Genomic DNA, 12227 nt, shown 5'->3' on the forward strand with positions numbered 1-12227 from the left:
TTTGTATATCTAAAATCTATGCTTTTAAGCTTTTTAAACAAAAAGTTATGTTATTTCAATAGACTCTAAACATCTGGTTATAAATTAAACATTTACTTTTTTAATTCAATACTTTTCTTAATAAAACCAAACATATATTTAAATTCAAGTTATAACATGCATAATTTCTCTTTTAGAAACTTTACTTTATCTCCTTGTTATGTCTTTATATCAATTACTTAAAATTCTATTTTTTATCTTTGTATTGCTGGCTATATTTTTTATTGGTTTAGGTATATATGCCTTAGACACAACACTTATTTTAATTGCAGTCTTATTTGCTACAGTTGCAGTTCTCATTGGCCTAGAGACTAAACAGATTCTTGCCAATCCATTTAGAAAGAAGTGAGCAGAAGCTTACTTCTTTCTTGGCTTGATTAACCTGCTTTACCCGCTAAAAATGGGTTATGTTGTTTTTCAAAACCAATTGTACTCATCGGACCATGGCCACAGATAAACTGTGTATCATCTGGTAAAGTAAAACATTCCCGCTGGATTGAATCCAGAAGTTGCTGATGGTTACCCCTTGGAAAATCAGTTCGTCCAATCGAACCTTTAAACAGCACGTCTCCCGTCCAGAGCAGGCCATGCTGTGCATTGTAGAAAATTACGTGACCTGGTGTATGTCCGGGTGTGAAGCGTACCTCAAATTCATTTTTACCCAGTTTAAGTGTTTCGCCCCCTTCCAGCCATTGGTCTACCTTAACAGGCTGCGGTATAGGAAAACCATAACGTGCGGAAACTTCTTGAATCATATCGAGCCAGAACTGGTCTTCCTTATGCGGTCCAATTACCGGCACATCCCACGTATTGGCCAGCTCTCCTACTGCACCGGCATGGTCAAGATGACCGTGTGTCAGCCACAGTGCTTTAACATTTATGCCCAATGCCTCGACTTCTGCCTTTAGCTTTTCAGCATCGCCACCCGCATCAATCAATATGGCTTCTTTAGTTTCTGCATCCCAGACAATGGAACAGTTCTGGGCAAACGCAGTAACTGGAACAATTTTGACTTGCAACATGGTATACCTCTGGCTATATAGCACTAGTTGGCTAGGGTTTGGGTTAATGTATCAAGATTAGCCTTAACCAGACTGGTGAGCAAATCTAGATGGTCTTCACGATTATTCAGCGCCGGAATATACGCATATTCTGCACCACCTGCATGCTTAAATGTTTCAGCATTTTCCATAGCCAGCTCTTCCAAGGTCTCCAGACAATCTGCAGAAAATGCAGGACTCATGACCTGAACTGATTTCACACCTTCTTGACCCCACTGTGCAAGTAGCTCATCAGTATAGGGCTTAATCCATTCCTGTTTACCAAAACGTGACTGGAAACTACAGGCCCATTCATGTGGCTGCAGATTCAGGCTTTTCGCTAAGCGCTGTGCAGTAATCCGGCAACGTTCTGCATAAGGGTCGCCCTTATCGGCATAGGGCTGTGGAATTCCATGAAATGACATTAATAGTTTTTCAGCACGTCCATGTACAGATTGAAACTCACGTACACTATTTGCCAGTGATTCGATAAATAAGGGATGCTGATAATAATCACGGATAATAGTCAGACCCGGCAGATTACGCTGTTTGGGTATCCAGCGGGCTACTGCGTCATAAAGTGGTGCGGTAGAAGTCGCCGAATATTGTGGGAAAAGTGGAAAAAGAAGTATATGATCTTGTGGATCTGCCTGAAGTTTAGCCAGAACTTCATTAATACCCGGGTTACCATAGGTCATGGCAGGTATGATTTTGAGTTCAAACTGTGGATATACGCTACCAAGACGGCTTTGCATCTGTTCAACTTGTTTAAACAGGACTTCACGCATAGGAGAATCCTGATTCCATACCTGGGCATAGGCTTTTGCTACGCGCTTGGGACGAAATGGCAACACAAAAAGATTGAGGATGACTTGCCAGAGCAGTTTGGGAATCTCAATAACACGCTGATCAGACAAAAACTGTTTAAGAAAACGGCGTACTGCTGGAACAGTAGGTGCATCTGGAGTACCCAGATTGGCCAGAATAATTGTGACTTTAGCTTTAGAAGCAGGCGTCATAACAGGTTTTCCAAAGTAGACTAAAGCGATGATCTTGTTAATTTAACAGCTTTTTATATATCTTAAAAATTAATTAATACCTAGAACCATATTGGTAAATACGATCAAAATCTGTATGCTGATTTTCAATCAGTTTTTGGCCTTTAGGAGTAAGTTTCCATAACATGCGCTGTCGGTCATCACGGCCGCTAGGCATAATCCAACCATTTTGACGCATCTGTAATTTAATATTGTGCAAGGCACGGATATTAATCTGTGAACGTGCAACGGCATGAGCACGTGGCATTTCAAGGCGTGCTTCCGACAAACCGGTATCATTTAAATACTCATTTAAAGATTTAGAAAAATATTCTTCCGGAGTAGGAGATTTGAAGGTATTGCCCAGAACTGCCAGTAGTTGTGCCCAAGATAATTTACGCTGCAACTTTAGTTCTTTAAAATTACCATCCTGATAGGCATGCAACCGGTACTCAAAAGTGTAAATCTCACGTGGGCCGACTTTGGGCAAATCCAATAATGGGTCATGTTCACGTGTCCCCATTTCAGTTTCTAGCTGGGCAATTTTTTCTTTGAGCTGGTCAATTTCATCCTGCAAACGCTGAGTATTTTGCGGACGCACCCAGCCTACAACGGGATAGCGTTCAAGCATCTGTGGCATATTCAGACGCACCGCCATTTCCAGATCACGCAGAGTTCGGTAGCTGAAAACCTGATCCATATCCTGTTGTAGCTGTTTGCGAAAATCTTTAAATTTTTCCCTTAATTCTGGTTTTTGGTCATGCAATTCTTTTGCACGTGCTTCTGGCTGCTCGTGCATAAAGACAATAATCGGTTTCTGCTTGCTTACTGCATAGATATATTCAAGGTGCATATATCCCACGCCAGAGACAGACTGCTCACCATACTGGCTACCCAGTAAAATTACGACATAATCACAATCATCAATCTGCCGGCGGGCAAATGCTGTGGTCAAAGGTGTGCGTTGCTCGAGGCCCCAAGAAAAAAAACCCATCCCTACCAGAGTTTGTGCCAAGACGATGCGCTCAGGTTGCATATCACTACCCGAGGTCGATATGAATACTTGATAACGCTTATCGAGCATGGCATGTCCTCATTTTTTCATAATAGTTATCTTCGCTCAGCTTACTTTATTAAACTATAGCAAGAGTGCTAATTTCCCCAATAAAATTTAAAAAAATTACCAAAAATTCAACAATCTTTCTTAAAGTTTCAGATTTTGAACACTCCAGCTCAATGTAGGAGAAATTAAGTGCTGTAGGATAGGTTTCAAATTCTCAGCATTGTGACCACTGACATAACACTGAATCCGGGTTTCAGACTCACAAGTCTGCTCACCAAGCAGTTCATTTTTTATCAGAATACGGGCTGTTTGTCGGGCCACAGCCTGTCCGGAATCAACTAAAGTAAGCTGTTGTCCGAATATGGTCTGGATAGCCGGCTTTAGAAAAGGATAATGGGTACAACCCAACACCAGATGATCTGCCCCCTGCTCAACTACAGGCTGCAAAATTTTCTTAAGCGTATTCAGACACTGCTGACTCATCTGTAGCCCCTGCTCAACCAGCGGAACCAGCTCCAGACAGGTAATGGGTAAAACTTTAACTCCCGTGGGCATGGCAAAACGTTCAATTACGTCTCTAATCAGGTTTCCACGAAAAGTGGCCGGCGTAGCCAGAACAGCTACGACTTTTGTTTTGCTTTGTAATACTGCGGGTTTTAGTGCAGGTACCAGTCCAATAATCGGAAAAGACTCCCCATAATGCTCACGCAGGTAATCCAAGCTGAAGGCTGAAGCAGTATTACAGGCCACTACTGCCGCTTTGCATCCTTGGCGGTAAAGCCATTCAATCGCCTGTGCAGTCAGCTCACGGATATTTTGATCACTCCGCGGGCCATAGGGAACATGAGCAGTATCGGCATAATATAATATCTGTTCATTGGGCAAATGCCGGGCTATTTCCTGAGCTACTGACAGCCCGCCAATTCCCGAGTCAAAGATCCCAATGGGTGCATCCCGCGACGCATGTGGCATAGGGTTAACAAGAGTATAAAGGGGCTGTATGGCTGTCATGCGGGTTATTAGCAGTTCAGGAAATTCAGCTATAAAGCTTAAACCTCAGGTGCCTAATTGCAAGTGCAAATCACCACTTTGTAGATGCAAAATAGTCTTTCCCTCAGCATTTTCTTCAAGTTCACCATATTGAACCAAGTGATAGAAACTTTGACGCTGAATCAGGGCATTGATTCCAAAGCGCACATGTACATAAGGTCGTAACTCACCCTCATATTCACGCATAAAAATTGGATGGTCTTCATCAACAATTACCACATCCTGATTAGTAGTGGTTAGCTCTATATATTGCTTACCATTGAGCTTGATCTGGTTCACCTGATTAACAAATAACGGTTCATCCTCTACTTTAATTTCAATCTGCTCGGCCGGAGTTTTTAAATAAAACTGATCATTCTCTTTCCATAGCACACTTGAAAACAGGTCTAAAAGTGACTGTCGCTTAATCAATTGACCTTCGTGCCACCATTCTCCATTGGCTTTTACACTTAAATCCATTTTGCCACAACGCTTTGGCTGCCACTGGTCAACTGGAGGAATTGACCTTTTGTGACTTTGCTGTGCATCTTTTATGTATTGTGCAATGCTCAGTAAGTTTTTATCATCTTTTTGTGGCGATTCTTTCAGCTCTTCGAGCGAATTATTTTGTTTTACCATGGTTTATGCCTTGCTGACGGGAAATTAATACGACTCAGCCAATTGGCTTGATCAAGGTTTGAAACTATACTAGCCCAAACTATATTAAGACACGTTATGCAATTTGTGTCTCACAATCAAGAACACTCATGGCAGCGCCGAATTTTTCCAAGGATTACGGTGGCCACCCCTAGCGATATGAGGAGTCCTACATGGAACACGTCGAACGTGAATCGATGGAGTTTGACGTAGTGATCGTTGGTGCAGGACCTGCAGGTCTTTCAGCTGCGATCCGCATCCGTCAACTGGCGATTGAAAACAACCTACCCGATCTTTCCGTTTGTGTCGTCGAAAAAGGTTCCGAAGTTGGTGCGCATATTCTTTCAGGTGCTGTACTTGAACCCCGGGCCATGAATGAACTCTTCCCCGACTGGAAAGAGCTCGGTGCTCCGCTTAATGTCCCCGTGACTGAAGACAGAACCTTTTTCCTGCTCTCTGACACCACCTCCAAAGAAGCACCGCACTGGATGGTACCAAAAACCATGCATAATGATGGCAACTACGTCATCTCGCTGGGCAATGTCGTACGCTGGCTGGGTGCCAAGGCAGAGGAGCTGGAAGTCTCGATCTTCCCGGGCTTTGCTGCATCAGAAATCCTCTACCATGAAGATGGTTCGGTCCGCGGAATCCAGACCGGTGACATGGGCATTGGCAAAGATGGACAGCCAACCCATAACTTTATGCCGGGCTATGAGTTACTGGCCAAATATACCCTGTTTGCCGAAGGCTGCCGTGGCCATTTGGGCAAGCGTCTGATCCAGAAATTCAACCTGGATAAAGATGCCGATCCGCAGCACTACGGCATCGGTATTAAAGAGCTATGGGAAATTGATCCTGCCAAGCACAAGCCGGGTCTGGTGATGCACGGTGCCGGCTGGCCGTTGTCAGAGACCGGTTCGTCTGGGGGCTGGTGGCTATACCATGCCGAAAATAACCAGGTGACTCTGGGCATGATTGTCGACCTGTCGTACAAGAATCCGCATATGTTCCCGTTTGCTGAAATGCAGCGCTGGAAGACTCATCCCCTGATCAGACAATATCTCGAAGGCGGCAAGCGGATTTCTTATGGCGCGCGCGCAGTCACCAAAGGTGGCCTGAACTCGTTGCCAAAGCTGACCTTCCCGGGCGGCTGCCTCATCGGTGATGATGCGGGTTTCCTGAACTTTGCCAAAATCAAGGGTTCACACACTGCCATGAAGTCCGGCATGCTCTGCGGTGAAGCGGTATTTGAAGCGATTGCCCGCGGTGTAGAAAAAGGTGGTGAAGTGGGCTATGCCCGTGCGGCCGAAGGCGAAGACTTCTTTGAAAAAGAGCTGACTGCCTATACCGACAAGTTCAACCATAGCTGGCTGAAAGAAGAGCTGTACAGCTCCCGTAACTTTGGCCCGGCCATGCACAAGTTTGGCCAGTGGATTGGCGGTGCCTTTAACTTTATTGACCAGAATGTGTTTAAGGTTCCATTTACCCTGCATGACCTGCTGCCCGACTTCAAGGCCCTGCAAACTGTAGAGGCAGAAAGCTTCAAGCCGAACTATCCGAAACCGGATGGCAAGCTGACCTTTGACCGTCTGTCTTCTGTCTTTGTATCCAACACGGTACATGAGGAAAACCAGCCGTCTCACCTCAAGCTGGCTGATGCGTCTATTCCGGTTGAGGTCAACCTGCCGAAATATGACGAGCCGGCACAGCGTTACTGTCCGGCCGGGGTTTACGAGATTGTTCAGGAAGAGACTGGACCGCGGTTCCAGATCAATGCAGCGAACTGTGTGCACTGCAAGACCTGTGACATCAAGGACCCTTCACAAAACATCACATGGGTAACACCGGAAGGTGGTGGTGGTCCTAACTACCCAAATATGTAATAAGAAAAGCCCGCTTCATGAAGCGGGCTTTTTTATAGAGATTGATAACAGGTATATATTTTTATAGAAAAGATCAGGCTTTAACGATCAGTGAAGCTGCAATTAGCCACATAATCATACCAATTATAATATCCAGAATTTTCCATGCCTTGGGCTTTTCAAAAACGGGCTCCAATAATCTTGCACCAAAAGCCAAACTGAAAAAGAATATAAAGGATGCAGATACTGCGCCGCTGGCAAAGGCCATCTTATTACTATACTGGGATGAGATTGATCCGAGCAGAACCACGGTATCTAAATAAACATGGGGATTAAGCCAGGAAAAAGTTAAACATAACAGTATAGTCTGACGCAGAGAAGCAGTTTTCTGTTTTGAAGCATGTAAACCTTCCTGTGCTCTATAGGCCTGATAAAAACTGCGTAGTCCGTAACCAAACAGAAAAATGGCGCCAAACCATTTCATCGCCTGAATGAGACCTTCCTGCTGGCTTAAGAGATGGGCAAAACCAAAAACACCAAGAGAAATCAGTAGTGCATCGGACAGCGCACAAACTAGAGCTACTGCAAATACATGCTGACGAAGCAACCCCTGTTTTAACACAAAGGCATTTTGTGCCCCAATCGCCATAATCAAGGAGAACCCTAATACCAGGCCAGATAAATAACTACTCACGCACCATTAACCCTTACGTACCAGGTAATGATATTCCTTATGCTGTTCAGTATCTGTTAATTCTTCCTGAAGCAGTAGCTCGTGACCCAAGTGCATACAGAATTTCGGGATATCCCAAGAGGTTGAAGGATCAGTTGCGAATACCTCGACGATATCACCCGTTTTTACTTTTCGAATAGCCTGATGCAGCATCATTACTGGCTCTGGGCAACGTAACCCACGAGTATTTAACTGGATATCAGGCGTTAACGCAGGTTCAGACATGCTCTATCTCGAATGACATAAACCGCTCTATTTTAGCATAAAGCGCTCAATACTCTGACTGATTCATTTATAGGGTGCATTTTACTGGACTGTTTAAAACATATATACCAAAGCTATACATGCTTATAGTTTGTTACAGCCTTATAGCAATAGCACTGCACTGTTTTTTAGATTATTGCTAAGCTGATTATTCGCTATTATTAATTGATTGTTCTTACCTCCCACTTTTCTCTATAGCAATAGCAGGAGTGAATAAGATGCTTCATCAGGAAATGCAAAAAATATTACAGGACTTGCAAAAGGTTCAGGCGAAACCGGCGGTCAGTATCCTTGTCAAAACTCATCGTACTTTTCCAGATAATGAAAAAGATCCGATTGCTTTAAAAAATCAACTCAAAGCTGCTGAAGATTGCTTGAAGAAAAAGCATGGTGTAGAAATTACCCAGCAGGTCATGCGAAAAATTCACCAGGAGCTGAATGACTTCAGACCAAATTATAATCTTGATACGCTGGCTATTTTTGCCTCGCCGGAACAGGCGCATGTATTGCGGTTTCCATTTGATACAGTGGAGCGTGTAGTAATCAATGATCAGTTTGCTGTACGTGATATTTTAAAAAGCCTATCTTCTGCTGTGCATTATTATGCACTGGTTATTACCCGTGAAAAGGGCCGTCTGATTGAGGCAATTGATGACAGGGTTATTCACGAATTTAATCCAGAAGACACTGATTTACTCGAAAATCTGCCTTATGGTGCTTTTCCGGTAGTAACTGACAGTTTGGCCACCACCAGTGCTGCTGAACGTTCTATCAATGAAGATAAATATCTCAAAGAGTTCTTGAATCATATTGACAAGAACCTGCAGGCAGTTTTAGGCAGACGTAACTTGCCTGTAATTCTGATCGGTGATAAACGTAATATCGGTTTTTATAAAGAAATTTGTGACCAGCCTAATGTAATAATCGCCACTGTTGATAATGTAACTTATCTGGATAACGGTGATGCCCAACATATTGTTAACAGTATTCAGCCTGCGCTACAGCACTACCAGCAGCAGCGGCAATTACAGGCACGACAGAATATGCAGTCCCTTTATGGCACCCCGAGAATTCGGACAGATCTCCAGGAAATTTATCGGGCAGCATTAGAAGGTAATACTGCAACGCTTTATGTGCGTCAGGGTCACACACTACCGGGCCAACTGGCTCCTGAACAGCAGAGCGTTATACTAAATGATGCAGGCGATACAGAACCCCAGACTAATGATGTTATTGATGACCTCATTGAACTGGTCAGAAAAAATAGTGGTCAGGTTATGTTTCTAGATCAGACCATGATGGAAGGTCATGACCCTCTGGTTTTGGCTACCCGTTATTAATGTGACGTCCCAGCCATAGTCCTTGAGGGCTATGGCTCTTTTGAATGTTTTTTATATAAAACCGGGGCTATTTTTAGATTTATCTATAAAAATTGGAATTTTTCTAAAATAAAACTTCTGGCTCTGCCGTTTGCAACTTTTATCCTTTCGCTGATGTTTGTAGATGCACAGGTTTATTTTCTTCGGTATGATTAAATTACTTTTATTAGCTACCAAGAGTCTTTAGGAAAGATCATGCACGAGGAATCAGGCCCGTCGTGGGGTATGCGAGGCTTACGCAAATGGTTGGGCACCGCCCCCGGCACCCGCGATGAACTGTTAAAACTAGTACAAGATTCACGTCGTTTTTTGGAACCCGATACTGTCGCCATGCTTGAAGGCGTACTTGACCTGCCAGCCACTAAAGTTCGTGAAGTTATGACTCCACGTACTGCCATTATTAGCCTGCAGGAAGATGATCAGTTGCTTGATATCCTGCATGTCCTGATTGAATCGGCACATTCGCGCTTTCCGGTATTTTCATCTGATCAGCCAGATAATGTAGTCGGAATTTTGCTGGCCAAAGACCTCCTTCCGTTTATGACTACGCCAACACCTAAAATTGATGTACGTGCACTCATGCGTCAACCGCTGTTTGTACCTGAAAGTGCACGTTCAGATCAGGTGTTGAGAATGCTCAAGAATACCCAGACCCATATTGCAATCGTTATTGATGAATATGGCTCGACTTCTGGTCTGGTAACACTTGAAGATATTCTGGAAGAAATTGTCGGCGAAATTGAAGATGAACACGACAAGATTGATGAAGAAGCACAATATATTATTCCAGACCAGACACATAGCACAGCCAATGCATGGATTGTTCAGGCACTTACACCAATCGAACACTTCAACACAGTTTTAGATGCTGATTTTTCTGATGATGAGGTAGAAACTGTCGGCGGTTTGCTGCTACAGGAAATCGGTCTGGTAAGTGACCTGCAAGGTCAGGTGATTGAACTTGAAGACTGGGAATTCAGTATTGTAGAAGCAGATGCCCGCACTATTCATCTGATTCGAGCTGTACGTAAATGAGAGCATATTTTGACAAGCTGTTATCCACTTCAGAACAAAAAAAACAGCTCCCCCTTATTTTTCCTTTATTAATTTCTTTATTTGCCGGCGCTATTTTTAGCTTTGCGCTGGCCCCTTATTACTGGTGGTGGCTGGCGATACTCTCACCAGCACTCTTGTATGCGTCATTACGTCATCGCTCAGCCAAGCAGGCGTTTGTACTTGGCTGGGCCTATGGTTTCGGCTTATGGTTTGTTGGTGCATTCTGGCTGTTTACCTCAATCCATACATATGGCGATACTAATGCAATCCTCAGTGTACTGATGATTGCCATTATGGCACTGGTTATGGGACTGTTTAGTGCCTTGCAGGCTTGGGCTTATCGGCGCTTTTTCCCTGAAACTCCTCTCACTTTTGCACCTCTCTGGGTATTTTCAGAATGGGCCAAAACTTGGGTGTTTACCGGGTTTCCATGGCTGTTTGCCGGATATGCCTTTACTGAACGCTTCCTAGACAGCTATGCCCCACTTTTTGGTGTGTTTGGGGTCTCTTTTGTTGTTATTACTCTGGCCTGTGCCTTGGTCGAAGTTTTAAATCGACGGGTATTCTGGGTGGTTCCCTCTGCCATGCTATTGCTGGGAGCTTGGGGTGCTGCACAGCTTCACTTTGTTGAACAGAAAGCAACCAAACCGCTATCAGTTTCCCTGATTCAGGGCAATATTCCACAGGACCTAAAATGGTTGACTGAATACCAGGCCAAAACCCTCATGATTTATGTAAATTTGAGCCGGACCGAATGGGGGCGTGACTTGATTGTCTGGCCGGAATCCTCGATTCCAATGTTCCAGAGTGATATTGAACCGTTTTTAAAAGCTACGCAGGCTCAGGCAGAAAAAACTGATACTGCCTGGGTAACTGGTATTCCCTATTGGGATTTGAAAGAATCCAAACAGACCGGTTATCCGATGTATTATAACAGTATTATGGCTTCTGGCAGTGAAGCAGAAGGTCTGTACAAAAAACAGCGACTGGTTCCATTCGGGGAATATATTCCGCTTTCAGGCTTACTCAGCTGGGTTTTACCAGGTGTACAAAATGATGTCATGCTCAGTGGTTTTTCCCGTGGTTCAAGCGAACAAAAACCACTGATGATTAAAAACCATCCCTTAGCATCAGCTATCTGTTATGAAATTGCCTACCCCAACCTGACTCGCCGCAACGCCAGCACCAGTGACTTTCTGGTGACTGTCTCGAATGATGCCTGGTTTACTGGTACAGCTGGACCTTGGCAGCATTTACAAATGGTTCAGATGCGGGCCAAAGAAAATGGACGCTGGTTTATCCGGGCAACCAATACAGGTGCAACAGCATTTATTGATCATACCGGTCATATAGTAAAACAGGCTCCAACTGATCAGGAGTTTGTACTGCGCGGCGAACTGCCGGCCATGCAAGGCCAAACTTGGTATAACCGTTTTAGTGACTGGCCGATTCTGGGCTTTTCACTTTTTCTTCTGGTCTTGGGCTGGATCTATCGTCCACGTAAAGTAGATGTTTCATTTAAATCGCGACGCTAAGGCCTAAATTTTTATTCTAGATAAAAAAACCGGATTTCATCATCCGGTTTTTTGTACATTTTAAATAGGTATTAAAGTCAAAGCTGAACACTCAGATAAGAAAGTATGACAGCCAGAACACTCATTGGCAGATGGCGATATAATTTGAGCATACACTGCTCCCAGCGATTAGGAATTTCCATTGTGAGCTCTACAGCACTAGTTTTTAAAGCAGCCCAGAAACTTAAAAAAACTAAAGCACCTATTAAACTGGTTGCGAAGAAACCCACCATAATCTGACTACTGCCCTCTACGGTTTGCCAGAAGTCTAAAATGAAATGGCTGACAGGCAATAAGCTCAGCACCAAAAGCACAGATTTAAGCATGGTTAAATGCAGTGAGTTTAAATTATCTGAGAATAAGACTGCTTTCATATTTATGACTCCCTGACATTTACTGTCTCTAAATATATTATTCAATCTTTTTTTAAATAAGAAGTTTATTTTTATTCATGTTTCACTATTATTGTAACTATTCGATATGAAAATAATTCT

At 43.6% G+C, this 12227-nt stretch carries 12 protein-coding genes; 4 read left to right on the forward strand and 8 right to left on the reverse strand.

Features of this window, described 5'->3' with window-relative positions; translation table 11 throughout:
- Positions 1–416 precede the first annotated feature (416 nt).
- The 5 genes from J502_RS14970 to J502_RS14990 form a co-directional block, all read right to left on the reverse strand.
- Positions 417–1061: an MBL fold metallo-hydrolase gene (locus J502_RS14970; protein ID WP_005405922.1), complete on the reverse strand. Its 645-nt coding sequence runs from the start codon at positions 1059–1061 to the stop codon at positions 417–419.
- 23 nt (positions 1062–1084) lie between these two features.
- A complete protein-coding gene (gene hemH, locus J502_RS14975; protein ID WP_005023159.1) occupies positions 1085–2098 on the reverse strand; it encodes a ferrochelatase in 1014 nt (337 codons plus the stop codon).
- Positions 2099–2171: 73 nt separating this feature from the next.
- A complete protein-coding gene (locus J502_RS14980) occupies positions 2172–3200 on the reverse strand; it encodes a DUF4062 domain-containing protein (RefSeq protein ID WP_005016874.1) in 1029 nt (342 codons plus the stop codon).
- Between the two features lie 120 nt (positions 3201–3320).
- Complete coding sequence (gene murI / locus J502_RS14985; protein WP_034684924.1) at positions 3321–4190, reverse strand: glutamate racemase; 870 nt, start codon at positions 4188–4190, stop codon at positions 3321–3323.
- Between the two features lie 45 nt (positions 4191–4235).
- Positions 4236–4847 carry a DUF1285 domain-containing protein gene (locus tag J502_RS14990; RefSeq protein WP_005023153.1) on the reverse strand — a complete coding sequence of 204 codons (612 nt, stop codon included), beginning with the start codon at positions 4845–4847 and terminating at the stop codon, positions 4236–4238.
- 191 nt (positions 4848–5038) lie between these two features.
- On the opposite strand from J502_RS14990, the gene J502_RS14995 reads away from it, so the two are divergent.
- Entirely contained in the window at positions 5039–6748 is a 1710-nt protein-coding gene (locus tag J502_RS14995) for an electron transfer flavoprotein-ubiquinone oxidoreductase (protein WP_005016889.1), read from the forward strand.
- Between the two features lie 73 nt (positions 6749–6821).
- Here the strand turns inward: J502_RS14995 and J502_RS15000 are convergent, their stop codons facing one another.
- Positions 6822–7421 carry a LysE/ArgO family amino acid transporter gene (locus J502_RS15000; RefSeq protein WP_017400679.1) on the reverse strand — a complete coding sequence of 200 codons (600 nt, stop codon included), beginning with the start codon at positions 7419–7421 and terminating at the stop codon, positions 6822–6824.
- Positions 7422–7427: 6 nt separating this feature from the next.
- Positions 7428–7685 carry a sulfurtransferase TusA gene (gene tusA / locus J502_RS15005; RefSeq protein WP_034684926.1) on the reverse strand — a complete coding sequence of 86 codons (258 nt, stop codon included), beginning with the start codon at positions 7683–7685 and terminating at the stop codon, positions 7428–7430.
- A 257-nt stretch (positions 7686–7942) separates the two neighbouring features.
- On the opposite strand from tusA, the gene J502_RS15010 reads away from it, so the two are divergent.
- From J502_RS15010 to lnt, 3 genes are all read left to right on the forward strand, one after another.
- Positions 7943–9064: an AOC03_06830 family ribosome hibernation factor gene (locus tag J502_RS15010; RefSeq protein WP_034684928.1), complete on the forward strand. Its 1122-nt coding sequence runs from the start codon at positions 7943–7945 to the stop codon at positions 9062–9064.
- Between the two features lie 234 nt (positions 9065–9298).
- Complete coding sequence (locus tag J502_RS15015) at positions 9299–10138, forward strand: CorC family transporter (RefSeq protein ID WP_034684930.1); 840 nt, start codon at positions 9299–9301, stop codon at positions 10136–10138.
- On the forward strand, positions 10135–11694 hold the full coding sequence (gene lnt / locus J502_RS15020; protein ID WP_034684933.1) for an apolipoprotein N-acyltransferase: 1560 nt from the start codon (positions 10135–10137) through the stop codon (positions 11692–11694). Before J502_RS15015 ends, lnt begins: the two co-directional genes overlap by 4 nt.
- A 77-nt stretch (positions 11695–11771) precedes the next feature.
- Here the strand turns inward: lnt and J502_RS15025 are convergent, their stop codons facing one another.
- A complete protein-coding gene (locus J502_RS15025) occupies positions 11772–12107 on the reverse strand; it encodes a hypothetical protein (protein WP_026444089.1) in 336 nt (111 codons plus the stop codon).
- Positions 12108–12227 lie beyond the last annotated feature (120 nt).

Origin of the sequence: Acinetobacter sp. 1294596 (genome assembly GCF_000582925.1) — a bacterium.
GTDB lineage: Bacteria > Pseudomonadota > Gammaproteobacteria > Pseudomonadales > Moraxellaceae > Acinetobacter > Acinetobacter radioresistens.

Coding starts and splice junctions, on each gene's coding strand:
- J502_RS14995 (WP_005016889.1), top strand. CDS start 5,039: ATGGAACACGTCGAACGTGAATCGATGGAGTTTGACGTAGTGATCGTT.
- J502_RS14970 (WP_005405922.1), bottom strand. CDS start 1,061: ATGTTGCAAGTCAAAATTGTTCCAGTTACTGCGTTTGCCCAGAACTGT.
- J502_RS15010 (WP_034684928.1), top strand. CDS start 7,943: ATGCTTCATCAGGAAATGCAAAAAATATTACAGGACTTGCAAAAGGTT.
- lnt (WP_034684933.1), top strand. CDS start 10,135: ATGAGAGCATATTTTGACAAGCTGTTATCCACTTCAGAACAAAAAAAA.
- J502_RS14980 (WP_005016874.1), bottom strand. CDS start 3,200: ATGCTCGATAAGCGTTATCAAGTATTCATATCGACCTCGGGTAGTGAT.
- tusA (WP_034684926.1), bottom strand. CDS start 7,685: ATGTCTGAACCTGCGTTAACGCCTGATATCCAGTTAAATACTCGTGGG.
- J502_RS15015 (WP_034684930.1), top strand. CDS start 9,299: ATGCACGAGGAATCAGGCCCGTCGTGGGGTATGCGAGGCTTACGCAAA.
- J502_RS14990 (WP_005023153.1), bottom strand. CDS start 4,847: ATGGTAAAACAAAATAATTCGCTCGAAGAGCTGAAAGAATCGCCACAA.
- murI (WP_034684924.1), bottom strand. CDS start 4,190: ATGACAGCCATACAGCCCCTTTATACTCTTGTTAACCCTATGCCACAT.
- hemH (WP_005023159.1), bottom strand. CDS start 2,098: ATGACGCCTGCTTCTAAAGCTAAAGTCACAATTATTCTGGCCAATCTG.
- J502_RS15025 (WP_026444089.1), bottom strand. CDS start 12,107: ATGAAAGCAGTCTTATTCTCAGATAATTTAAACTCACTGCATTTAACC.